Annotated in this window: 25 protein-coding genes; 5 read left to right on the forward strand and 20 right to left on the reverse strand. The window is 67.2% G+C overall.

Annotated elements, in window-relative coordinates; genetic code table 11:
* Positions 1-39: 39 nt before the first annotated feature.
* On the forward strand, positions 40-783 hold the full coding sequence (locus HNP73_RS15600) for a Crp/Fnr family transcriptional regulator (protein WP_184151647.1): 744 nt from the start codon (positions 40-42) through the stop codon (positions 781-783).
* On the opposite strand, the gene ccoP is transcribed toward HNP73_RS15600, so the two are convergent.
* From ccoP to ccmA, 10 genes are all read right to left on the reverse strand, one after another.
* Positions 753-1,622: a cytochrome-c oxidase, cbb3-type subunit III gene (gene ccoP, locus HNP73_RS15605; RefSeq protein WP_184151650.1), complete on the reverse strand. Its 870-nt coding sequence runs from the start codon at positions 1,620-1,622 to the stop codon at positions 753-755. The genes HNP73_RS15600 and ccoP overlap by 31 nt on opposite strands.
* Positions 1,612-1,794: a cbb3-type cytochrome c oxidase subunit 3 gene (locus tag HNP73_RS15610; protein ID WP_184151653.1), complete on the reverse strand. Its 183-nt coding sequence runs from the start codon at positions 1,792-1,794 to the stop codon at positions 1,612-1,614. Before HNP73_RS15610 ends, ccoP begins: the two co-directional genes overlap by 11 nt.
* Positions 1,795-1,806: 12 nt before the next feature.
* The gene (gene ccoO / locus HNP73_RS15615; protein WP_184151656.1) at positions 1,807-2,532 is read right to left on the reverse strand and encodes a cytochrome-c oxidase, cbb3-type subunit II; all 726 of its coding nucleotides are present in this window, start codon (positions 2,530-2,532) and stop codon (positions 1,807-1,809) included.
* 10 nt (positions 2,533-2,542) lie between these two features.
* Positions 2,543-4,144 carry a cytochrome-c oxidase, cbb3-type subunit I gene (ccoN, locus tag HNP73_RS15620; protein WP_184151659.1) on the reverse strand — a complete coding sequence of 534 codons (1,602 nt, stop codon included), beginning with the start codon at positions 4,142-4,144 and terminating at the stop codon, positions 2,543-2,545.
* A 107-nt stretch (positions 4,145-4,251) separates the two neighbouring features.
* Positions 4,252-4,980, reverse strand: a complete 729-nt coding sequence (gene fnrL / locus HNP73_RS15625; RefSeq protein ID WP_184151662.1) for a transcriptional regulator FnrL — start codon at positions 4,978-4,980, stop codon at positions 4,252-4,254.
* A gap of 27 nt (positions 4,981-5,007) precedes the next feature.
* Positions 5,008-6,051 carry a ribonuclease E/G gene (locus tag HNP73_RS15630; RefSeq protein WP_184151665.1) on the reverse strand — a complete coding sequence of 348 codons (1,044 nt, stop codon included), beginning with the start codon at positions 6,049-6,051 and terminating at the stop codon, positions 5,008-5,010.
* Complete coding sequence (locus tag HNP73_RS15635; protein WP_343063346.1) at positions 6,048-6,632, reverse strand: Maf family protein; 585 nt, start codon at positions 6,630-6,632, stop codon at positions 6,048-6,050. Before HNP73_RS15635 ends, HNP73_RS15630 begins: the two co-directional genes overlap by 4 nt.
* Positions 6,633-6,639: 7 nt before the next feature.
* Positions 6,640-6,858, reverse strand: coding sequence for a translation initiation factor IF-1 (gene infA, locus HNP73_RS15640; protein WP_111428650.1), 219 nt, complete (start codon positions 6,856-6,858; stop codon positions 6,640-6,642).
* A gap of 163 nt (positions 6,859-7,021) precedes the next feature.
* Positions 7,022-7,687, reverse strand: a complete 666-nt coding sequence (ccmB, locus tag HNP73_RS15645) for a heme exporter protein CcmB (protein WP_184151668.1) — start codon at positions 7,685-7,687, stop codon at positions 7,022-7,024.
* Positions 7,684-8,331, reverse strand: coding sequence for a heme ABC exporter ATP-binding protein CcmA (ccmA, locus tag HNP73_RS15650; protein ID WP_184151671.1), 648 nt, complete (start codon positions 8,329-8,331; stop codon positions 7,684-7,686). Before ccmA ends, ccmB begins: the two co-directional genes overlap by 4 nt.
* Before the next feature lie 255 nt (positions 8,332-8,586).
* Here ccmA and HNP73_RS15655 point away from each other — a divergent pair, with 255 nt between their 5' ends.
* On the forward strand, positions 8,587-9,903 hold the full coding sequence (locus tag HNP73_RS15655) for an MFS family transporter (RefSeq protein WP_184151674.1): 1,317 nt from the start codon (positions 8,587-8,589) through the stop codon (positions 9,901-9,903).
* Between the two features lie 15 nt (positions 9,904-9,918).
* Here HNP73_RS15655 and HNP73_RS15660 read toward each other — a convergent pair whose 3' ends face one another.
* On the reverse strand, positions 9,919-11,424 hold the full coding sequence (locus HNP73_RS15660; RefSeq protein ID WP_184151677.1) for an ATP-dependent DNA helicase: 1,506 nt from the start codon (positions 11,422-11,424) through the stop codon (positions 9,919-9,921).
* Between the two features lie 77 nt (positions 11,425-11,501).
* Between HNP73_RS15660 and HNP73_RS15665 the strand changes: the two genes are divergently transcribed.
* Positions 11,502-11,885: an ester cyclase gene (locus tag HNP73_RS15665; RefSeq protein ID WP_184151680.1), complete on the forward strand. Its 384-nt coding sequence runs from the start codon at positions 11,502-11,504 to the stop codon at positions 11,883-11,885.
* Positions 11,886-12,038: 153 nt separating this feature from the next.
* On the opposite strand, the gene HNP73_RS15670 is transcribed toward HNP73_RS15665, so the two are convergent.
* The 7 genes from HNP73_RS15670 to HNP73_RS23725 all read right to left on the reverse strand — a co-directional run bounded on the left by HNP73_RS15670 (position 12,039) and on the right by HNP73_RS23725 (position 16,825).
* The gene (locus tag HNP73_RS15670) at positions 12,039-12,683 is read right to left on the reverse strand and encodes an acyl-homoserine-lactone synthase (RefSeq protein ID WP_184151683.1); all 645 of its coding nucleotides are present in this window, start codon (positions 12,681-12,683) and stop codon (positions 12,039-12,041) included.
* Between the two features lie 72 nt (positions 12,684-12,755).
* Complete coding sequence (locus HNP73_RS15675; protein WP_246399860.1) at positions 12,756-13,493, reverse strand: helix-turn-helix transcriptional regulator; 738 nt, start codon at positions 13,491-13,493, stop codon at positions 12,756-12,758.
* The gene (locus HNP73_RS15680; protein ID WP_184151686.1) at positions 13,435-13,641 is read right to left on the reverse strand and encodes a hypothetical protein; all 207 of its coding nucleotides are present in this window, start codon (positions 13,639-13,641) and stop codon (positions 13,435-13,437) included. The genes HNP73_RS15675 and HNP73_RS15680 overlap by 59 nt, the downstream gene beginning before the upstream one ends.
* 320 nt (positions 13,642-13,961) lie before the next feature.
* A complete protein-coding gene (gene ccrA, locus HNP73_RS15685; RefSeq protein WP_184151689.1) occupies positions 13,962-15,266 on the reverse strand; it encodes a crotonyl-CoA carboxylase/reductase in 1,305 nt (434 codons plus the stop codon).
* Positions 15,267-15,475: 209 nt separating this feature from the next.
* Positions 15,476-16,372, reverse strand: a complete 897-nt coding sequence (locus HNP73_RS15690; protein ID WP_184151692.1) for a SphA family protein — start codon at positions 16,370-16,372, stop codon at positions 15,476-15,478.
* A 4-nt stretch (positions 16,373-16,376) separates the two neighbouring features.
* Complete coding sequence (locus HNP73_RS15695; protein ID WP_221288776.1) at positions 16,377-16,733, reverse strand: DUF1214 domain-containing protein; 357 nt, start codon at positions 16,731-16,733, stop codon at positions 16,377-16,379.
* Positions 16,697-16,825, reverse strand: coding sequence for a hypothetical protein (locus HNP73_RS23725; RefSeq protein WP_281379269.1), 129 nt, complete (start codon positions 16,823-16,825; stop codon positions 16,697-16,699). Before HNP73_RS23725 ends, HNP73_RS15695 begins: the two co-directional genes overlap by 37 nt.
* 290 nt (positions 16,826-17,115) lie before the next feature.
* On the opposite strand from HNP73_RS23725, the gene HNP73_RS15700 reads away from it, so the two are divergent.
* Entirely contained in the window at positions 17,116-19,083 is a 1,968-nt protein-coding gene (locus tag HNP73_RS15700; RefSeq protein WP_184151695.1) for a protein meaA, read from the forward strand.
* Between the two features lie 89 nt (positions 19,084-19,172).
* Complete coding sequence (locus HNP73_RS15705; protein ID WP_184151698.1) at positions 19,173-19,574, forward strand: DUF805 domain-containing protein; 402 nt, start codon at positions 19,173-19,175, stop codon at positions 19,572-19,574.
* Positions 19,575-19,624: 50 nt separating this feature from the next.
* Here HNP73_RS15705 and HNP73_RS15710 read toward each other — a convergent pair whose 3' ends face one another.
* Together HNP73_RS15710 and HNP73_RS15715 are read right to left on the reverse strand one after the other, a co-directional pair.
* Positions 19,625-20,362, reverse strand: a complete 738-nt coding sequence (locus HNP73_RS15710) for a DUF1194 domain-containing protein (protein WP_184151701.1) — start codon at positions 20,360-20,362, stop codon at positions 19,625-19,627.
* Positions 20,363-20,415: 53 nt separating this feature from the next.
* On the reverse strand, positions 20,416-21,279 hold the full coding sequence (locus tag HNP73_RS15715; protein ID WP_184151704.1) for an NAD(P)-dependent oxidoreductase: 864 nt from the start codon (positions 21,277-21,279) through the stop codon (positions 20,416-20,418).
* Between the last annotated feature and the right edge of the window lie 18 nt (positions 21,280-21,297).

Here is a 21,297-nt window from a genome sequence, read left to right on the forward strand (position 1 = left end):
AGAGCCCTCATTCCGGCGTTGCGTTGGTCGGGGGGAAGTATGAGCGACAACCGGATTCGTGAATTGACCGAGACTGTCCTGCGGAAAGATGGCTGGCTATCGCGCCAGACAAGCACGCTTGCTGATGAACTGCTGCGCCGCGGAACGCCGCAGCGGTTCGCGTCAGGCAGCACTGTATTCCGGCCTGGAGATCAGGGCGGCGGAATCTATGGAGTAGTTGACGGTGTGGTGGCCCTGACCGCAGTGCCGGTCGGGTTGCAGCCCGCGATTGTCCAGCACGCCGCTGTCGGCAGCTGGCTCGGCGCCCTGACTTTCTTCGGGGCACCAAGGCGGGCCGTGGCGTTGAGCACGGTGACGGAGGCCACTCTCTTCCATGTGCCGCTTCGTGCCATGGAAGTGGTCGTGGCGGCTGAGCCGGCCCATTCCCGGGCCTTCGGAGAGATCGCGGCTGACGACGCCGCGCTCTGGCTGCGGGTCGTCGAGGATCTGTTGCAGCCGGACACCGGAAGGCGGGTGGCGGCGACGTTGCTGCGCGCAACCCGAGACGGTGAGGTGCGCGTGCCGCTCACCCAGCTCGACCTCGCGACAATGGCAAATGCCTCGCGGCGGCAGGCAAACACCATACTGCAGGGGTTTGCGGCGCAGGGCTGGATCGCCCAGGGCTATGGCTCGGTGACGGTGCTGGATGCCGAGGGCCTGCGCCGCTCCCTTGAGGGAGCGGGCAGTGGTCCGAGGACCGACCGGCGCGAGAGCTACTCGCCGCCGCCGAGTGTGTTGACGTAGATCGCGACCTTGGCGATGTCGGCCGGGCTGAGGCGTGTACCGAAGGCCGGCATCTGCCCGTGGCGACCGTGCAGGATCGTATTGCGGATTGCGGCCGGGTCGCTGCCGTAGAGCCAGATCGCGTCGGTGAGATTCGCCGACCCGAGTTCGCGCATCCCCTTGCCATCCTCGCCGTGGCAAGTCGCGCAGTTGTCGATGAAGAGCTGCGTCGATTGCTCCGCACTGGCCGGATCCTGAGCCGTGCCTGAGAGAGACAGGACGTACTGCACCAGCCCGTCGATGTCCGCCGGCTCGATCACACCGTCGAAAGCGGGCATGTCGCCGATCCGGGTGTCCTCGTCAGCGTCGAACCGGATCCCGTGAGCGATCGTCTGGTCGATGTCGTCGATCGTGCCGCCCCAAAGCCAGTCGTTGTCCAGAAGGTTCGGATACCGGCCGACCACGCCGCCTGCACCCGCTCCGTGGCAGGGGGCGCAGTTGTTGCGGAACACCGCCGCACCGCCTGCCATGGCGTAGCGCAGGAGCTCGGGGTCGTTCTTGGCCTCGCTCAGCTCGCTGGAGACCAGCCGCTCGTCCAGCGCGGCATTCGCCTGGCTCGCGGCAGCAAGCTCGGTCGCGACGGACTGCCGCGTCGAGTAGCCGAGCAGCCCCGGCATCGCTCTGTTCACCATCGGCCAGCTCGGCATCAGGATGGTGAAGATCACTCCCCAGACGATCGTGGCGTAGAGGGTCCACAGCCACCAGCGCGGCATGGGGGTGTCGAGTTCCTTGATCCCGTCCCATTCATGGCCGGTGGTCTCGGTCTGTGTGGCCTCGTCGAGCTCACGCCTATCGGCCATCGGAGTCGTCCTTCGGTCGGTCTTCATTGCGGAAGATCTGCATTGCCGCCTCATTCTGGGCCGCGCGCGCGCCCGGGCGGAAGATCCACACGGCAACCACCGTGAAGAACAGCACCATGCTGAGCAGGCCCCAGCTGTCGGCGAGTTGGCGCAGGAAGGTGTAGGTTTCCATTACACCCCCCGATCAGCGGCTGGCTTCGGGCTCGAAGGTCGAGAAATCGACCAGGGTCCCGAGCATCTGCAGATAGGCGATCAGCGCGTCGAGTTCGCTCACTCCGGGCTGGGCGTCGAAGTTGCGCGCCTGCGCCTTGGGATAGCGCGCGAGGAGAGCGTCGACGTCACCGGCGTCCGGGTTTTCCTGCGTACGGAAGTCCAGGACCGCATTCTCGATCATTTCGTCGGTGTAGGGCACGCCAGTCCGGCGGTGCGCTGTCATCATCTGCGCGATGAGGTCTGTCGAGACCGGCGTCTCGGCGAGCCAGGGATAGGCCGGCATGATCGATTCCGGCACGATGTCGCGCGGATTGTGCATGTGAGCCACGTGCCAGTCGTCGGAGTAGCGGCCACCGACGCGGGCCAGATCCGGCCCGGTGCGCTTCGATCCCCACTGGAAGGGATGGTCGTACATCGATTCCGCGGCAAGCGAGTAGTGGCCGTAGCGGTCCACCTCGTCGCGCATGACACGGATCATCTGGCTGTGGCAGGTGTAGCAGCCTTCCCGGACGTAGATGTCGCGCCCCGCAAGCTCCAGCGGGCTGTAGGGGCGCATGCCCTCGACCTTCTCGATGGTATTGTCGAGGTAGAAGAGCGGCACGATCTGCACGAGACCACCGACCGAGACCACGATGAAGCTGAGGACGAGCAGCGCGAAGGCGTTGGTCTCGGCCCACTGGTGAAGTTTCATGAACATGGTCGCGTCCTCACTCGGCCGGCACGTGTTGGGTGCGCGCGGCGCCCTCACCAGCGATGGTCTTCCAGAGGTTCCACAGCATGATGACACCCCCGAGCAGGAACATCGTACCGCCGAGCGCGCGCACCACGTACATCGGGTGCATTGCAGCAACCGAGTCGATGAACGAGTTCACGAGGAAGCCCTGGTCGTCGATCTCGCGCCACATTAGGCCCTGCATGATGCCGCCGACCCACATGGACGCGGCGTAGAGCACGATGCCGATGGTCGCGAGCCAGAAGTGCCAGGAAACGAGGGCGTTCGAATAGAGCGCCGGCCGGTTCCAGAGCCGCGGCACCAGATAGTAGAGCGCCCCGAAGGTGATCATGCCGTTCCAGCCGAGCGCGCCGGAGTGGACGTGCCCGATGGTCCATTCGGTGTAGTGGCTGAGCGAGTTGACCGAGCGGATCGACATCATCGGCCCCTCGAACGTCGCCATGCCGTAGAAGCCGACCGCGACGACCAGCATCCTGAGGATCGGATCGGTGCGAAGCTTGTCCCAGGCGCCCTGCAGCGTCATGAGGCCGTTGATCATGCCACCCCAGGACGGCATCCACAGGACGATCGAGAAGACCATGCCGAGCATCTGTGCCCAGTCGGGCAGGGCGGTGTAGTGCAGGTGGTGCGGACCGGCCCAGATATAGAGGAAGATCAGCGCCCAGAAGTGGATGATCGACAGCTTGTAGCTGTAGATCGGGCGGTCGGCCTGCTTCGGGATGAAGTAGTACATCATCCCGAGGAAGCCTGCGGTCAGGAAGAAGCCGACCGCGTTGTGGCCATACCACCACTGCACCATCGCGCCCTGCACGCCGGGGAAGAGGATGACCGAGTTCGACCCCCAGATCGACACGGGAACCGCGAGGTTGTTCACCACGTGCAGCATGGCGATGGTGACGATGAACGCGAGGTAGAACCAGTTCGCCACGTAGATGTGGGGTTCCTTGCGCTTCACGATCGTCATCAGGAACACCAGCAGGTAGGCGACCCAGACGACCGTAAGCCACAGGTCCACGTACCATTCGGGCTCGGCGTACTCCTTGGACTGGGTCTGGCCGAGCAGGTATCCGGTCGCGGCAAGCACGATGAAGAGGTTGTAGCCCCAGAAGACGAACCACGCGGTCTTGCCGCCCCAGAGCCGCACGGCGCAGGTGCGCTGCACGACGTAGAACGAGGTGGCGATGAGGGCGTTGCCGCCGAAGGCGAAGATCACGGCGGAGGTGTGCAGCGGACGGAGGCGGCCGAAGCTGGTCCAGGGGAGATCCCAGTTCAGCATCGGGAATGCGAGCTGGAAGGCGATGTAGACGCCCGCGAGGAACCCGATGACGCCCCAGAGGGCTGTGGCGATGACCCCGTAGCGCACGACGCCATCCATGTAGCCCGTTTCGGGAACGGGGCCGTCCGGGTCCTTCGGGCCGCTGCCGGCGGTGCGGATCGACCAGATGAACATGGTGGCGCAGACCACCATCAGGAGGATGGCATGGAAACGGTAGGCGACGTCCGTGCCCCAGTTCGCTCCCATGGCAAAGAACAGTATGAGCAGGCCCCAGCCCGCAATCTTGACAGCGTCAGACATGAAGTCCCCCGATCCGCAAGCTTCCGGAAGACCCGTCCGCCTCGCGCGTAGCTGTCACGCAAGCGTCGGAGGTTCTTTGATTCAGATCAAGGGATCGTGAGGAAGGCTCAGACGGCTTCGCCGGCGGCGGTCATGAGGCCTGAGAGATCAAGGATTTCGAGGGTGCGCTGAGACCCGTGGGCGACGAGCGCGTCGCGGGCGAGGGCGCTGAACTGGCGGCTGACCGTCTCGATCGTGAGCCCGAGATAGTCGGCGATCGCTTGTCGGGTGAGGCGCAGCGGAACGTGCTGGCCCTCGGTCGGCTCCTCGCCGTTGAGGGCGGCGTCGCGGCGGGCGATCATCAGCACGAGGCTCGCCACGCGTTCGCGGGCGCTCTTGCGACCGAGCAGCGTCATCCAGTCGCGCGCCGCGTCGAGCTCGTCGAGCGTCATGTCGAGCAGCCGCCGTTCGATCGCCGGATTCGATGCCAGCAGCCGCTCGAAGTCGGGCTTGCGGAAGGTGCAGATCGTGACCGGGGTGGCGGCGACGATGTCGTAGTCGATGCGTGACCGGCCCGGGCGCCCGACGAAGTCCGAGGGCAGCAGCAGGCCCACCATCTGCCGGCGCCCGTCGGGCAGCAGCGTCGAGATGTGGGCGACCCCTTCCACCAGCGAGCCGACGACCGACGGCTCCTCGCCGGTCGAGGCAATCACCTGGCCGGGCGTGTAGCTGCGGTAGCGCTTGATCCGCTCAAGCTCGGTCAGGGCGAGCATGTCGGCATGTGCACAGACCGCCCGTAACCGGATGGTGCAATCGCGGCAGCGGATCTGCCCGGGGCCTGCGGCCGTGAGGGTCATGCGGTTCTGTGACATCGTCCTAGTCTGTCACGTTCGGAGCGCCGAGGCGAGCGGGCGACGTGCCCGCTTGCGTTGCAATTCGAGATGCCCGAGCGGCGTCCAGCCGACGACGTTCGTGTCGATGCCGTCAGCCCGCAGCGCCTGTGTGAGCGTGCGCTCGACGCGCGGGCGTTCGGCGCGCGGCATGGGGGCGAAGTCGATCACCACCTGCCCGCCGAGACCGCGCAGGCGGAGCTGGCGGGGCAGTTCCGCGGCGGCGGCAAGGTTCGCCTTGAGCGCGGCGGCGGGGCTCGTGTCCCCGCCGGTGTTGACGTCGACGGCGACCAGTGCGCGGGTCGGCTCGATTGCGAGAAACCCTTGACCAAGCGAGACTTCCGGCTCGCGGAGGGCGTCCACGTCTTCCCAGATGCCGGCATCGGCCAGTGCGCTCCGCGCCTCTCGAACCGGATCACCAGGCGCGCGCCATTCGCGCAGGGCCTCCGCCCGGGCACCGGGGGCCTCCCGCAGGAGGCCCGGCTCCCCGGTCGCGGCGAGGGCGCTCCATTCAGCGAGGAGTGCCGCGATGTCGCCGGCGATGAGCTCGTCAGACGCGTCGATCGCGGCCGTCCGCAGGATGAGGCCGGTCTCGGGATCGGCGCCCGCCATCCCCGCGGCGCCGAGGGAATCAAGCGCGGCACGGCGGTCCGCGTCGCGCACACTGCGGGCGATGTTGATGCCGGGCGCGCCCGGCGTGAGGATCGCGTGGCGGGCCTTCAGAATCGGTCTGGCCGAGACGGGCTGCGCCTTGCCGGCCTCTGCGGAGCCCAGCACCTGCACGAGCAGCGGCCGGCCGGGGGCGGGCAGCTTCGGTCCGCGCAGGAAGCCGGTGCGCCCCGATCCGAGGTCCACCATTACGCCGCCCATGCCCTTCATCGGGCGGGCGGGGACGGCCCGGAAGATCGCGTCCGGGCGCGGCGTCGGATCGGACGGGTCAGGGTCGATGAGCAGATCCTCGAGCCGTCCGTCGACCATCAGCGCAGCCGCATGGCCGCCCGTGGGCAGCGGCTCGATCAGCAATTGACGGCCCTTCATGACGGCACCTCCGCGCGAACGCCGGCGGCGGCCAGCAGGTTCACCGTCTCGGTGAGCGGCAGGCCGACGACATTGGAATAGGAGCCGCCGATCCACGGGACAAGGGCGCCGGCACGTCCCTGAATGGCATAGCCGCCCGCCTTGCCCTGCCATTCGCCGCTCGCGAGGTAGGCGGCGATCTCGCCGCGGTCGAGCTGCTTGAAGCGGACGGCGGTCTCGACAGCGCGCAGCCGGGTCTTGTCGGGCGTGCGGACGGCGACCCCGGTGACCACCCGGTGGCGTCGGCCGGAGAGCAGGCGCAGGAAAGCCTCGGCCTCCTTTGCGTCCGTGGGCTTGCCGAGGATACGGCGACCCACGGCGACGATCGTGTCGGCGGCGAGCACCACGGCGTCATCGTCCCGGATTGCCTCGGCCTTGGCGGCGGCAAGGCGCAGCGCACAGGCGCGGGCCAGCTCGCGCGGCAGCGGGGTTTCGTCGATGTCGGTGGGGAGGGTCGCGTCGGGCCGGATGCCGACCTGGGCGAGGAGCTCGAGGCGGCGAGGACTCGCCGAGGCGAGGATCAGCCGCGGTCTTTCGCTCACATCGGTCTCACTTGAAGCGGTAGTTGATCCGGCCCTTGGTCAGGTCGTAGGGGGTCATTTCCACCTGCACCTTGTCCCCAGCCAGAACGCGAATGCGGTTCTTGCGCATCTTGCCGGCAGTGTGAGCGATGATTGTGTGGCCGTTTTCGAGCTCCACCCGGAAGGTCGCGTTGGGCAGAAGTTCGGTCACGACCCCGGGAAATTCCAGAAGCTCTTCCTTGGCCATTTGGTGTCCGATACAGTTGCAAAGGCGCGCGAAAACCTGACGGTCTTGGCGCGCGCGGAAAATGATGCGAGCGCCGGGGGATTTCAAGCGAAATCGGCCGGCGCTGTCCGTGTTTACGAGATAGGCGACTCGGGCGCTGGCTTCAAGCAACTTCGGGTTGCGCTCAGCGCAGGTTCACCCGAAGTGCCGCAGCTGCGGCAAACGGCGCGCCCGCGAGGACGAAAAGCGTCAGCCCCCCGGTCAGGACGAGCGCAGGGAGCGGGTCGGCGCCGGTGCTCGCCGCAGTCGCGGCACGAGCGCCAAAAATCAGCGTCGGCACGTAGAGCGGCAGCACGAGGATCGACAGCAGGAGCCCGCCCCGGCGGACCCCGACCGTGATCGCCGCACCGACCGCGCCGAGAAAACTGAGGGCCGGGGTGCCGAGCGCGAGGCTCGCGACCAGCCACGGCATGGATGCGGGGGCGAGGCTGAGCGTGACCCCGAGAATCGGCGCCGCGATGACAAGGGGAAGCCCGGTGGTGAGCCAGTGGCCGGTGGCCTTCAGCGCCACCAGCGCTTCGAGGGGCAGGGGCGCGAGGGCGAGCTGGTCGAGGGTGCCGTCCTCCGCATCAGCCTGGAACAGCCGGTCGAGCGAGAGGAGCGAGGCGAGAAGGGCCGCGACCCAGAGCGTGCCAACGGCGACAGTCGCGAGGCGCTCCGGCTCCGGGCCGGAGCCGAAGGGCACGAGCAGGACCGCGGTCAGGAAGAACGCAAGCCCGAGGCCGGCACCACCGCCCGAGCGGAGCGCGAGGGCGAGTTCGCGGGCGAGGACGGCGCGGGCGGCGCTCACGTCCAGGCACCCGCGAGGAACGGATCGGAACTGACTTCGGCAGCGTGGGCGGCCTCGGCGGAGAGTTCCACGCGCACATCGGCGGGCACGCCGATCGGCCCGTGGGTCGCAACGACGATGACACCGCCCGCCGCCGCATGCTCGCGCACCGCGCCAAGCAGCGCGAGCAGTGCGTCGGAGTCGAGTGCCACGGTCGGCTCGTCGAGGAGCCAGATCCGGCGCGGCGCGAGCAGCAGCCGCGAGAGGCCGAGGCGGCGGCGCTGGCCGGCCGAGAGCAGATGCGCCGGGCGATCGGCGATCCGCTCGAGGCCGAAGGTGGCGAGGGCCTGCCCGGGTGTGCCGCCAAGGACGTCGGCCCAGAATTGCAGGTTCTCGGCAACGGTCAGCTGTGGCTTCACCGCGTCGAGGTGACCGGCGTAGGCCATGAGCTCCGAGCGGGCGTCCCGGTCGGGAACTCGCCCGTCGATCTCGACCCGGCCGGAATGGGGGGCAAGGCCCGCGAGTGCGCGCAACAGCGTGGATTTTCCCGCGCCGTTCGGTCCGCGCAGGATCGCGACCTCACCGTCGGGGACAGCGAAGCCAATGTCGCGCAAGACCAGACGGCCACCGCGAGCGCAGGAGAGGGCATCGACGCGCAGTCCCATGCGTGCCGGCTTATCGGAACTGCAGGGAGCGGGGAAGGGGGAAGGAACTCGGCGCGACTGCCATGCGACCGGACCTACTTCCTTGATTTCCCGACGGGAGTTCCTCGCCTCGGCGCGAGACCTGTTTCCGGCGGCAGCGGTTCCCGAGCCCGGCCCGCGCGACAATCTACCACAGGCCACACGGCGCGCGTGTCGCTCGTCAGCTCTGCAAGCGGCGCTAGGTTTCCGCCTCTGAGCGGTCGAGGGGACGGGAAAATGGCAAAACTCGACGCAGGTTCTCCGACGGTGCTGCCGCACTACACGGCTGAGGAACGTCGCCACCGCATCTTCGCGATCGTCGCGGCCTCGTCAGGCAATCTCGTCGAGTGGTTCGACTTCTACGTCTACGCCTTCACCGCGCTCTACTTCGCCGCCTCCTTCTTCCCGAAGGAGGACCCGACGGTGCAGCTCCTGCAGGCCGCGGGCGTCTTCGCGGCGGGATTTCTCATGCGGCCGATCGGCGGATGGCTCTTCGGCCGGCTCGCCGACCGGGTGGGGCGCAAGGCCTCGATGCTCATCTCGATCTCGATGATGTGCTTCGGCTCCCTGATGGTCGCGGTCCTGCCGACCTACGCCCAGATCGGCGCCCTGGCTCCGTTCCTTCTGCTGGTGGCGCGGCTGATCCAGGGCATTTCCGTCGGCGGCGAGTACGGCACGACGGCCACCTACATGAGCGAGGTGGCGCTTCGCGGCCAGCGCGGCTTCTTCTCGTCGTTCCAGTACGTGACGCTGATCGGCGGGCAGCTTATCGCCGTGCTCGTCATCGTCGTGCTCGAGACGCTGCTGACCGACGACCAGCTCCGCGCCTGGGGCTGGCGCATTCCGTTCGTGGTGGGCGCCGTCGCCGCGGTCGTCTCGATCTTCCTGCGCCGCACCCTGACCGAGACACAGAAGACCGAAGTCCGCGAGAGCAAGGCCGCCGGCTCTCTCGGCGTGCTGTTCCGCGACCACATGCCGGCGTTCCTGACGGTGCTCGGCTATACCGCGGGCGGCTCGCTCATCTTCTACACCTTCACCACCTACATGCAGAAGTTCCTCGTCAACACCGCGCATTTCCCGGTGCGTACGTCGAGCTACATCATGACGATCGCGCTCTTTCTCTACATGTGCATGCAGCCGCTCTTCGGGGCGCTCTCCGACAGGATCGGGCGGCGCAACAGCATGCTGCTCTTCGGCGCCATCGGCGCGATCTGCATGGTGCCGATCCTGAAGGCGCTCCAGACCGTGTCGAGCCCGTTCGCTGCCGGCGGGCTCATCCTCGTCGCGCTCGCCATCGTCAGCCTCTACACCTCGATCAGCGGCATCGTGAAGGCCGAGATGTTCCCGCCCGAGATCCGCGCGCTCGGCGTCGGCCTCGCCTATGCCATCGGCAACGCGATCTTCGGCGGCTCGGCGGAGTTCGTGGCGCTGTGGATGAAGGCCGCCGGCAACGAGCAGATGTTCTACTGGTACGTCTCGGCGATGATGGTCGTGGTGTTTCTCGTGAGCCTCAGGCTGCCGCGGATAGCGAGCTACCTGCACGACGATCACTAGGGCATCTCGCGCGGCCTACTCGGCCTCGAGCTTCAGGGCGGCGGACTCCCGGGGCAGATCCTCGATCCCGAGCGGCTCGGCGGGCCTTGCCATGGCGTAGCGGGTCACCCAGTGCAGGCGCTCCTCCGCCCGGGTGATCGCCACGTAGGCGAGGCGTTTCCAGAGCGGCAACCCGGCTTCCTGCCGGTTCGATTGCGCGGCGGCATAGAGATCGGGGCCGAACACCTGCACCTCGCGCCACTGGGAGCCCTGCGCCTTGTGGATCGTGACCGCCGCGCCGTGCAGGAAGACCGCGCCCATGGAGGCGGCGGAGACGATCGTCGGTTCGTCCTGCTCCGGCGCCTCGATCTGGATGATCGAGGCGACGCCCACCCGCGGGTCCTCGGCGCCGACCACGTGGATCCGCGAGAATCCCGGGCGGTTACCAGGGCCGAGGTAGATCACCTGCGCGCCCTTGATGAGCCCGCGCGCCTCCAGATCCATCCGGCGCTTGCGGTGCTTCAGCGGCAACTCGATCCCGTCGCAAACCAGCGGCTCGCCCGGAAGCAGCGCGTCGAAGGGCGCGGCATAGGCGAGGCGGAAGGCATTGATCAGCCGGATGCGCGTGGCATTGCGCCAGACCAGCACCGGCGCTCGCGACATCGCCGCGGCGTCGACCCGGGGTGCCAGGACCACGCGTTCGTCGCGCCGGGCAGCCTCGCCCAGCATGTCCTCGAAATCGCGAAAGCTGAGGGCAGGGTCGGCGAGCGCGTGGGCGAGGTCGAGGATCGGATTGTCGGCGGACTGCCGGTGGATGCGGTGGAGGGTGAGATGCGCGTCCTCGGGCAGGCTGTCGAAGACCATGGCACCGGAGGCGCCGACCGGCGCGAGCTGCGCCGGATCCCCGAAAAGGACGAGCGTGCGGAAGAGCTCACGCAGATCGGAATAGAGCCGGTCGTCGAGCATCGAGGCTTCGTCGACGAAGCCGATGTCGAGGGGCTCATCCCGGCGCTTCCAGCCCTTGATGAAGTCGGACCCGCGCAATCCCGCGGTCGCCAGCGCGCCCGGGACCGAAGGCGTCGCCTGATAGAAGGCGTATGCCCGGTCCAGGGCGGCCTCGGTCAGACCCTCTATCTTCGGCCGGTCGCCCTTGCCGGTCAGCCATTCCGCAATCGCCTCATACTCGGGATCGTAGAGCGGCGTGTAGAGGATGCGGTGGATCGTCGTCGCGGGCACACCCCGGGAGCGCAGCACGCTCGCGGCCTTGTTGGTGGGCGCGAGCACGGCCAGCGTGCGCTTCTGCCGCGCCTTGCGGCTCTCGTAGTCAGCGGAGACCGGCTCGACACCCGCGGCGATCAGCCGGCGCACCAGTTGCGCGAGCAGCATCGTCTTGCCAGACCCGGCCTTGCCGATCACCGCAAGCGTCGGTTGCGGCCCGCCACCCTCCGGCAGCAGCGCCGCGCCGGCCAGATCGACGCCCGACGCCATGAGCGCCGTCTCGATCCGGGCATCGGCCCGCGCCTGGTCCTCGGAGAACTCCATGCCGCTTCCCTAGCGGCTGGAGTAATTTTGCGCCAGTATCAGCAGGCTGCGTTCCGTCGTTTGCCCGGAGAACCCGCGTGCCGCAGACGCTGGCCGACCGTTACCGTGCCTATCTCGATTGCCTGAACCGGCAGGCGTGGAACGAACTCGACCGCCACGTGGCCACGATCGTGCGCTACAACGGCCGGCCTCTCGGTCTGAGCAGATACCGCTCCATGCTCGTCCGCGACTTCGAGGACATCCCGGACCTGCACTTCGAGCCGGCGATCATCCTCGCCGAGCCTCCGCTCGTCGCGGCGCGCCTTACGTTCAATTGCACGCCGCGGGCGACATTCCTCGGCCTGCCGGTCAACGGCCGGCGCGTCGTCTTCGTCGAGAACGTGTTCTACCAGTACCAGGACACGCGCATCAGTTCGGTCTGGTCGGTGATCGACAAGGCGGCGATCGAAGCGCAGATCTGAGAACGCGGACGACGACTGGGCTCGCGGAAGGGGCCGTGACCTGATCCGTGTGAACCTCCGGGGAGGGCCGGGGCGCGTCGTGCCGGGTGTCCCGTGATGGCGTCGCTGCGCGCGCCCCGCGCCGACGCGCTCGCCGGAGCGGGGCGTGGACTCTCACGCGGCGAGCCGGGCCGCGCTCTCGGTCATGGCATGTCGGGGAAACGAGGCGTCGAACCAGCGTGCCATCACGGACAGCGGGATCCCGGACTTGCGCGAGATCTCGGCGCGCGCGCTTTCGGTCATCGGCCAGAGGCCCACGCTGATCGCGTCCCGGCCCTTGCCGTCGGTGCCGATGATGTCGGGCGTGACGCCGATGCGCCGGTAGATCGGCACGGTCTTGGCGTAGATCACCCCGAGCGCCTGCTCGATGCCGAAGCGAATGCCCATCTCGGTGCCCGCGGCCAGCAGTGCCGCCGCAACGCCGACCGGAGCGTCCGGGGCGAGGCAGAAACGGGTGCACTCCCAGATCAGCGGGCTTGCGATGCGGACACCGCCGGTCAGGTGCGTGAAGTGTTCGTTCGTCATGATCCGGCCGAGCGTCGGCATGATGCGGACCGAGCCGGCATGCCGGCCGTCCGGCGCTGACGCAATGATGTATAGAGGGTTCAGGACATCGTACTGATCCATCTCCCGCCCGCTATCGTCGACAGTAACCTCCCAGTCGAGCCGGTGCTTGAACTGGGCCGCACGATCCAGGAACATGGTGTCGGCGAGGATGGGATATCCGGACAACTGGTCAGCGTAGAGGAAGTGGATCATGGTGGCCTCCTGTCGTCTTGAGGACTTCAGGAATCGCCAATCGTTGTTAAGAAAGTCCGACCGTGCGCCGCCCTAATATTTCGGCAACGCCCCCTGCGGGGTGATGATCCCCTTGGCCAGTGCGAGGGCCACCGCGTGGGTAACGTTCAGCGCCCCGAGCTTGTGACGGGCCGAATCGATGTAGGCGCGCAGCGTATTCTCGGAGATCTGCAGGATGTCAGCCACCGCCGCACGGCTGTGCCCGACACTGAGATGCGTGAGTGCCTCGCGCTCCCGAGGCGAAAGTTCGGTACTCGGCGGCGTCAATTCGCGGTTGATGATTCGCAGCGCCTGCTCGTGCATCAGGTGCGAGACGACGAGGATGTCCTTGGCGTTCCGTCCGGTGAACTCCGCCCATTCCGTATCATCGCACTGGTGGTTCAGGCAGAACACCGCGAACTCGCCCTGCGGCCCCCAGATCGGGACCGTCCACCCCTGGTTGCCGAGCCCGTGCTCCATGGCGTCGCGCAGGAAGGCGCGGGCGGCGAGGTTCGACCAGTCGAGGGTCTTCCAGTCCATCGGGTGGAAGCGCCGCATGGCGCCGAGCAGCACGGGGTCGATCGCGAGATAATTCTTCTCGACGTAGTGCCGCGCCCAGTCCCGGCTGTAGGTGAAGGCGCCGATCTGTTCCCGCTTCAGCGTCGCGGTGTGGTAGAAGACATGAGTGACGCGGAAAAAGTCGCGCAGCTCGTGTGCCCAGACCTGCAGATCGTCAATGGATATCGTTGTCTGCAAACGCTCCAGCAGCGCTTCGAGCCTGGCCTTTTCCAACGTCAATTCCCGCACAGAGCTTGGCACCGATCTCACTGGCTGCGACGAAGATGGCGTCGTCAAGCTGCTCGGCGAGTTCGAGCATTCCGTTCTTTTCGGAAAACTGCCGGATGTCCTTCAGAATATCAATGACCCAGTAGGCTTTCATTTCGTGCGGCACCTTTCGGGGGCGGGGGGCTCCGTATTGAGAGGGATAGCACCGGGGGGAGTCCGGTGAAATTCGCCAATTCTGAGACCGCAGAAATGAGGGGGTCTGCAACGGCAAGCTGTTGATATGACTTGATCTGCCCATCGCGGTGGGCGAAGGCGGCGCCTGCTCGGCCGTGCGCGCGTTGCCGGGAGGGCCGCAAATCACTGCGGCCGTCGGCGAAGTCCCTCCGCCGTCGGCCTGTCAGTTGTCACTGTTCGCAGGCGGTCTCGGGCCGATGCCGGGCTGTCCCGCCCGCCGGCCCGAGGTCCGGGGCGCGCTCACCCCTGCGCCTGGCTCGCCTCGATCGTATCGGCGAAGGTGCGCAGGCCCGTGACCGGCGCGCCGACGAGGACGGCCATGTTGCCGGGCTTGTGCTCGTTCCGACGCATCTTCACGTGGGCATCGGGGATCTGCGCCCAGGGGAAGACCTCGGACATGCACGGGTCGAGCCGGCGCTCGAGCATGAGCTGGTTCGCTGCCGACGCCTGCTTGAGGTTGGCGAAGTGGCTGCCCTGCACCCGCTTCTGGTTCATCCAGAGATAGCGGGCATCCATGGTGAGGTTGTAGCCCGACGTGCCGGCGCAGATCACGACCATGCCGCCCTTCTTCACCACGAGGACGGAGACCGGGAAGGTCGCCTCGCCCGGGTGTTCGAAGACCATGTCGACGTTCACGCCCTTGCCGGTGATGTCCCAGATCGCCTTGCCGAACTTGCGCGCCTCGGTCAGCCACTCCTTGTATTCGGGGCTGTTCACCGTGGGCATCTGGCCCCAGCACTTGAAGTCCTTGCGGTTGATGACACCCTTCGCGCCGAGCGACAGCACGAAATCGCGCTTGTTCTCTTCGGAGATGATCCCGATCGCGTTCGCGCCGGCGGTGTTGATGAGCTGGATCGCAAAGGAGCCAAGGCCGCCCGACGCACCCCAGACGAGGACGTTCTGGCCGGGGCGCAACTCGTGCGGCGAGTGGCCGAAGAGCATCCGGTAGGCGGTGGCAAGCGTCAGCGTGTAGCAGGCAGCCTCTTCCCACGTCAGGTGCTGCGGCCGGGCCATCAGCTGCTGGCTCTGGACGTTGGTGAACTGCGCGAAGCTGCCGTTCGGCGTCTCGTAACCCCAGATCCGCTGGGAGGGCGAGAACATCGGGTCGCCGCCGTTGCAGTGCTCGTCGTCGCCATCATCCTGGTTGCAGTGGATGACGACCTCGTCACCCACCTTCCAGCGACGAACCTTGTCACCGACCGCCCAGACGATGCCCGAGGCATCCGAGCCTGCGATGTGATAGGGTGCCTTGTGCACGTCGAACGGCGAGATCGGCACGCCGAGGCCGGCCCAGACGCCGTTGTAGTTGACGCCGGCCGCCATGACGAAGACGAGAACCTCGTTGGAATCGAGCTTCGGCGTATCGACGACCTCGACCTGGAACGACTGGTCCGGCTCGCCGTGGCGCTCGCGACGGATGGCCCAGGCATACATCTGCTTCGGGACGTAGCCGAGGGGGGGAATCTCGCCAACCTCGTAGAGATCCTTCTCCGGGGCGGCATAGGTGGGCTGGGTGGCGGGTGCGTCGAGCGGGGCCAAGATCATCTCCTTCTCCGCGCAATTTTATTACGTGTCACGGCTAATCGCTTTCATTACATTATCACGACGCGGATGCAACCGTCTTTGTGCGGTGCGGTGAAACCGCCCTCCGAAGGGGCCTCGGCACCGCCCCAAACGCGGCTCCAGCGCTCGGTGCGGTGCTTTTGTACCTCAGTCCTTCGCCGCGGCAACAGGGCCGAGAGGCAGGCTCACGGTCAGGAACAGCGAGCCACCCTCGGGCCGGTTCTCGACGGCGAATTCGACGTAGCCGCGCAGGCTGGTGAAAACCGGCCGGCCAGCAATGTGTAGCCGAGGTGCGGGCCGATCCCGAAGGTCCGGCTCTTGACGTCGCCGAGCGCGTCGGGCTGACCCTCGTCGGGCGTGAGCTGGACATAGGCGAATCCGGCCAGCCCGAGGAAGAACTGCTCGCTCAGAGATCGCGAGAACCCAAGGTCGAGGTGCGAGGAAATCCCGCTGGTGTAGTCGGTGTCAGGGTTCTCGAAGTTGTAGGTCAGCCCGGCCGTGGCGGAGAACTCCCAGCCGGTCTGGCGGTCGAGATAGGTATAGGCGCCGCCCGCGTCGATGGCGCCGTGGCCGAGCCCGAGGTTTGCGAGACGGCTCGCGTCATAGGCGCCGACAGGCACGTTGCCGGTGAGATAGGCCATCCAGTTGTGCACGCCGCTGGTCCAGAAGATCTGCGCGTTCGGATAGAGGTCGCCGAAGCCTGTCGTCGTGTCCGACCGTCCGAGGCGCTGGCCCCCCGCCACCGCGACATCGGCCGAGACCGTGTTCCACCCGGGGAAGAAGGCGAGCGAGAAGCTCGGGCGTCCGCCGAGCACCGTGGTGTCCGGCGTCCAGGTCGGTGCGATGAACTGCGCCACGAAGCCGGTGTCGAGCCCGAAGGTGAGCTTGCCCCCCTGCGGCAGCGCGGTGTCGCCTCCGGCGTTGCCGCCATAGTAATAGGTCTGCATCGGCAGCGAGACGCCCGGCGCCGGGGCGATGGCCGCGAAGCTGGCGTATCGCCCCGGAAGCCAGAAACCGACGCCGCCCTCGTCGGCCCAGGCAGGCAATGTGAGCAAGGCCGTTCCGACGGCCGCGAGAGCGATGCGCATGGCCCTAGTCCACCTTCACGATCTGCGGCGGCGTCCAGCTGTCGTCGAGGATCGAGGGGGCCGTATCCTTGGGCCAGTACATCCGCAGCATCGGCAGGAAGGCACCCTTCGGCGCGGGCAGCCAGTTCGCCTCCTTGTCCTTGCCGGGCGATTCGGTCTGGAAGTAGAACGTGACCGATCCGTCAGCGTTCGCGACGAGGTCATTGCGCGGGCTGACCGTGAACTTGTCGAGCGCGTTCGGCACGAACCACCAGCCCTGATCGACCTGATACATGGTGATCGACCAGAAGCCGTTGACCGGCGGTTCCTGTCCCTTCGGGAAGGTCAGGGTGTATTTGTGCGCGCCAGGTTCGCCGGCCAGCCGAAGGCCGCGACCAGCGCCCGTTTGTCATAGTCAGTGCCGTAGGCGCCGAGGCCCATGGTGAAGATCCAGCCGTCCCTTTCGGTGCCCATGCCGTCCTTGTGCGCCCCGAGGTAGGCGAGCGCGTCCTGCGGCTTCCGACGAAATTGAAGCGCGCCCCTTTGCGAATTCGCTTGAATACGCCCGAAAATTTCTCTCCAGCGCCGTCTTCGCGCAATCTTCTTGCGCGACGCTCTTGCGCCCTCCGCTGCGATGCAGCATAGTCGCTCGGAATCCGCAAGATGACAGTAACGGACAAGACCCCGAACAGTTCGAATGAGTCCGTATTGCATCCGTGGGACAGATCGAATTCTCCGCGTGAGACACCTTTCTTGAGGCTCGCATGACCGAACCCGCCCGTGACAAGCCCTGGCTCTTCCGCACCTACGCCGGCCATTCGACAGCTGCGAAGTCGAACGAACTCTATCGCTCGAACCTCGCCCGCGGCCAGACCGGCCTTTCCGTGGCCTTCGACCTGCCGACGCAGACCGGCTACGACAGCGACCATGTCCTCGCCCGCGGCGAGGTCGGCAAGGTCGGCGTTCCGGTTAGCCACATCGGCGACATGCGCGCGCTCTTCGACGGTATCCCGCTCGAGGCGATGAACACCTCGATGACGATCAACGCCACCGCGGCGTGGCTGCTCGCGCTCTACGTGGCGGTCGCCGAGGAGCAGGGGGCCGATGTCACGAAGCTGCAAGGCACGGTGCAGAACGACATCATCAAGGAATACCTCTCCCGGGGCACCTATGTCTTCCCGCCGGAGCCGTCCCTGAAGCTCATCGCCGACGTGGCGCAGTACTGCTACCGCTCGGTTCCGAAGTGGAACCCGATGAACGTCTGCTCCTACCACCTGCAGGAGGCCGGCGCGACGCCCGAGCAGGAACTCGCCTTCGCGCTCGCCACCGCCCGCGCAGTGCTCGACGAGGTGCGCGGTCAGGTCGATCCGAAGGACTTTCCCGAGCTCGTCAGCCGGATTTCGTTCTTCGTGAACGCCGGCATCCGGTTCGTGACCGAGATGTGCAAGATGCGGGCCTTCGTCGATCTCTGGGACGAGATCTGCCGCGAGACCTATGGCGTCGAGGATCCGAAGTTCCGCCGCTTCCGCTACGGCGTGCAGGTGAACTCCCTCGGCCTGACCGAGCAGCAGCCGGAGAACAACGTCTACCGCATCCTGATCGAGATGCTGGCGGTCGTGCTCTCGAAGAAGGCGCGCGCCCGTGCCGTGCAGCTTCCCGCGTGGAACGAGGCGCTCGGCCTGCCGCGGCCGTTCGACCAGCAGTGGTCGCTCCGGATGCAGCAGATCATGGCCTATGAGACCGACCTTCTGGAATACGGCGACCTCTTCGACGGCAATCCCGTGGTTGACGCTAAGGTCGAGGAACTGAAGGCCGGGGCTCGGGCCGAGCTTGCGAAGATCGACGAGATGGGCGGCGCCGTTGCGGCGATCGACTACATGAAGTCGGAACTCGTCTCGGCGAATGCGGCGCGGCTCCGCCGTATCGAGGCGGGGGAGACCACCGTCGTCGGCGTCAACCGCTTCAAGGAGGCCGAGCCCTCGCCGCTCACCGCCGGGGACGGCGGCATCCTCGTCGTTGATCCCGCGGTCGAGGCCGTGCAGATCGAGCGGCTCGTTGCCTGGCGGCAGGGTCGGGACGCGGCCGCGGTCACGGCGGCCCTCGAGGGGCTGAAGGCTGCGGCGAAGGCCGGCGAGAACATCATGCCGGCGTCGGTCGTCGCGGCGAAGGCGGGTGTCACCACCGGCGAGTGGGGCGGGGCCATGCGCGAGATCTTCGGCGAGTACCGGGCGCCCACCGGCGTCGGCAAGACGGTCTCGGCGGCCGCGGGCAACCTCGCGGAGGTGCGGGCAGCCGTCGAGGCGGCGAGCGGCCGGCTCGGTCGCCGCATCAAGTTCCTGGTCGGAAAGCCCGGCCTCGACGGCCACTCGAACGGCGCCGAGCAGATCGCCGTCCGGGCGCGCGACTGCGGCATGGAAGTGGTCTATGAGGGCATCCGCCTCACCCCGGCGCAGATCGTCAACGCCGCGCTGGAAGAGAGCGTCCACGTGGTCGGCCTGTCGATTCTCTCGGGCTCGCACCTGCCGCTGGTGACGGAAGTGCTCGAGCGGATGCGCGCGGACGGGATCGGTGACGTACCGCTCGTCGTCGGCGGGATCATCCCGGACGTCGATGCCGACCTGCTGCGCGCGGCGGGTGTTGCACGGGTCTACACGCCGAAGGACTTCGAGCTGAACCGGATCATGCTCGACATCGTGGAGCTTGCGGACGCAGGCGCGCGCGCCGCGGCGTGACGCGACCGGACAGCGTGCCTGCTGTGCTCATTTGTGAGACTCCGCGCAGTGATCCACTGTGCGGCCTTCGCTGGTGATAGGGGCGTGAGATGCTGGACAACGAGGAGCCCGGGCGCGGCCCGGCGCCCTGGCACGGGTTCAACTCGGCGATCGAGGTCTGCCTCGCCGAGTACTTCACCTTCCGCGGCCGCGCGTCGCGCTCCGAGTACTGGTTCTTCGCCCTCTTCATGTTGCTCATGAGCATCGGAGGCGAGATAGCTGATAACCTGAGCGGATTCAGGATCGCTCCGGATGTCGGTCTTTTCGGGACCATCTTGGCGATTGCGCTGTTCATTCCCTCGCTGGCGGTCACCAGTCGCCGATTCCATGATGCCGGCTGGAGCTTCTGGTGGTATCTGATGGTCTTTCTTCCGGTGATCGGCTGGATTTTCATCTTCTACGTGCTTGTCACGCGTGATCAACTGCCGAACCGGTTCGACGTGGTGCGCTAGGCCGGCGCCGCGCGGTCAGCGGTTCCGGTGACCGAAGGACTTCTCTCCCATCAGCAGTCGGTGGGTTCGAACTGCGCCGACATGATCGCGAGAGGTGGCGCGACGCCGCTGATCTCGAGGACAAGCTTGCGGTGGATGGTCCTGGCAAGGTCGTCACGTTCGCGGGCGACCATCACGAAGGCACCGTCCCCGCCGGCGACGCAGTCCTGATAGTAGAGATCGAGGTCGGGTGCCGCGCCGCCCTCGAAGGCGAGGATCGGCAGACCGTTGATGGTGATGCCTTTCGCCACCGCTTCATCCCGGGCTTTGGTGACGGCAGGGCCGGTGTTGTTCGTGCCGTCGCCGGAAATGTCGATCACAAGCCGCGGCGCGGTGATGCGATCGTCCTCGAGGAGAACCGTGCCAAACCTGATGGCACGGGAGATCGAGGTGCCACGGCCGCGGCGCACCGGCATGGCGGCGATCTCGTCGGCGAGCGCCGCGGCCGAAGCGGGGCTGTCGATGATCCGCCAGGGCACGAGGCCGCCATCCTGAACCTGTCCGGCCCACTCGAAATACGCGAGGGCGACACGGCCAAGCTCCCCCGCCGAGATCGCGCGGGCGAGGCCCGGATGGCGCAGCACCGCGAGATAGCCCTCGCGCTGAATGCTGATTTCGCCCAGGTCCATGGATCGCGAGGTATCGACCGCGAGGACGATCTTCGCATCGACCTCGACGACGTCCTGAGCCCGACCGCCCGGCGCTGCCAGTGTCAGCGCCGCCGCCACAGCGAGCCATGCACTGCGCATGCCACTCCTCCCCGCGGTCCTCGCCGGAGAATAGCACGGGCGGCAGGCGCGGCCTATCGCAAGCGGCGGATCAGGCTCGAGGTATCCCAGCGTCCCCCGCCCATGCGCTGCACGTCCTTGTAGAACTGGTCGATGAGCGCGGTGCCGGGGAGGGCGGCGCCGTTCTGGTTGCCCTCTTCGAGGCAGATCCCCAGATCCTTGCGCATCCAGTCGACGGCGAAACCGAAGTCGAACTTGTCCGCGAGCATGGTCTTGCCGCGATTGTCCATCTGCCACGATCCGGCGGCGCCCTTGCCGATCACTTCGAGCACCGCCTCGCCGTCGAGCCCGGCCTTCTGGGCGAAGGCGAGACCTTCCGACAGGCCCTGCACGAGCCCGGCGATGCAGATCTGGTTCACCATCTTGGTGAGCTGGCCGGAGCCCGCCGGGCCCATCAGGCGGCAGGCGCGGGCATAGGCCGCGATCACCGGCTCGGCACGGGCGTAGGGCTCCGCCTCGCCGCCGCACATCACGGTCAGGACGCCGTTCTCCGCACCCGCCTGACCGCCGGAAACCGGCGCGTCGATGAAGTGCGCCGAGCGGGTCCTTGCGGCGGCGTCGAGCTCGCGGGCGACGGCGGCCGAGGCGGTGGTGTGGTCGACGAAGATCGCGTCCGCCGCCAGCGTCTCGAACGCGCCGCCGTCTCCGATCGTGACACTGCGCAGGTCGTCATCATTGCCGACGCAGGCGAAGACGATCTGCTGGCCTTCCGCGGCCATGGCCGGGGTCGGGGCGCTCCGGCCACCGTGCTCGGCCACCCACGCCTCGGCCTTTTTCAGCGTCCGGTTGTAGACGGTGACGTCGTGCCCCCTGGCCGCCAGATGGCCTGCCATGGGGTAGCCCATGACGCCCAGACCAATGAATGCCACGCGTGCCATGTGCTCGCTCCCCGTTAA

Origin of the sequence: Amaricoccus macauensis (assembly GCF_014201905.1) — a bacterium.
In the GTDB taxonomy this organism is placed as follows: Bacteria; Pseudomonadota; Alphaproteobacteria; order Rhodobacterales; family Rhodobacteraceae; genus Amaricoccus; species Amaricoccus macauensis.

Coding starts and splice junctions, on each gene's coding strand:
- HNP73_RS15600 (WP_184151647.1), top strand. CDS start 40: ATGAGCGACAACCGGATTCGTGAATTGACCGAGACTGTCCTGCGGAAA.
- ccoP (WP_184151650.1), bottom strand. CDS start 1,622: ATGGCCGATAGGCGTGAGCTCGACGAGGCCACACAGACCGAGACCACC.
- HNP73_RS15610 (WP_184151653.1), bottom strand. CDS start 1,794: ATGGAAACCTACACCTTCCTGCGCCAACTCGCCGACAGCTGGGGCCTG.
- ccoO (WP_184151656.1), bottom strand. CDS start 2,532: ATGTTCATGAAACTTCACCAGTGGGCCGAGACCAACGCCTTCGCGCTG.
- ccoN (WP_184151659.1), bottom strand. CDS start 4,144: ATGTCTGACGCTGTCAAGATTGCGGGCTGGGGCCTGCTCATACTGTTC.
- fnrL (WP_184151662.1), bottom strand. CDS start 4,980: ATGACCCTCACGGCCGCAGGCCCCGGGCAGATCCGCTGCCGCGATTGC.
- HNP73_RS15630 (WP_184151665.1), bottom strand. CDS start 6,051: ATGAAGGGCCGTCAATTGCTGATCGAGCCGCTGCCCACGGGCGGCCAT.
- infA (WP_111428650.1), bottom strand. CDS start 6,858: ATGGCCAAGGAAGAGCTTCTGGAATTTCCCGGGGTCGTGACCGAACTT.
- ccmA (WP_184151671.1), bottom strand. CDS start 8,331: ATGGGACTGCGCGTCGATGCCCTCTCCTGCGCTCGCGGTGGCCGTCTG.
- HNP73_RS15655 (WP_184151674.1), top strand. CDS start 8,587: ATGGCAAAACTCGACGCAGGTTCTCCGACGGTGCTGCCGCACTACACG.
- HNP73_RS15660 (WP_184151677.1), bottom strand. CDS start 11,424: ATGGAGTTCTCCGAGGACCAGGCGCGGGCCGATGCCCGGATCGAGACG.
- HNP73_RS15670 (WP_184151683.1), bottom strand. CDS start 12,683: ATGATCCACTTCCTCTACGCTGACCAGTTGTCCGGATATCCCATCCTC.
- HNP73_RS15680 (WP_184151686.1), bottom strand. CDS start 13,641: ATGAAAGCCTACTGGGTCATTGATATTCTGAAGGACATCCGGCAGTTT.
- ccrA (WP_184151689.1), bottom strand. CDS start 15,266: ATGATCTTGGCCCCGCTCGACGCACCCGCCACCCAGCCCACCTATGCC.
- HNP73_RS15690 (WP_184151692.1), bottom strand. CDS start 16,372: ATGCGCATCGCTCTCGCGGCCGTCGGAACGGCCTTGCTCACATTGCCT.
- HNP73_RS23725 (WP_281379269.1), bottom strand. CDS start 16,825: ATGGGCACCGAAAGGGACGGCTGGATCTTCACCATGGGCCTCGGCGCC.
- HNP73_RS15700 (WP_184151695.1), top strand. CDS start 17,116: ATGACCGAACCCGCCCGTGACAAGCCCTGGCTCTTCCGCACCTACGCC.
- HNP73_RS15705 (WP_184151698.1), top strand. CDS start 19,173: ATGCTGGACAACGAGGAGCCCGGGCGCGGCCCGGCGCCCTGGCACGGG.
- HNP73_RS15710 (WP_184151701.1), bottom strand. CDS start 20,362: ATGCGCAGTGCATGGCTCGCTGTGGCGGCGGCGCTGACACTGGCAGCG.
- HNP73_RS15715 (WP_184151704.1), bottom strand. CDS start 21,279: ATGGCACGCGTGGCATTCATTGGTCTGGGCGTCATGGGCTACCCCATG.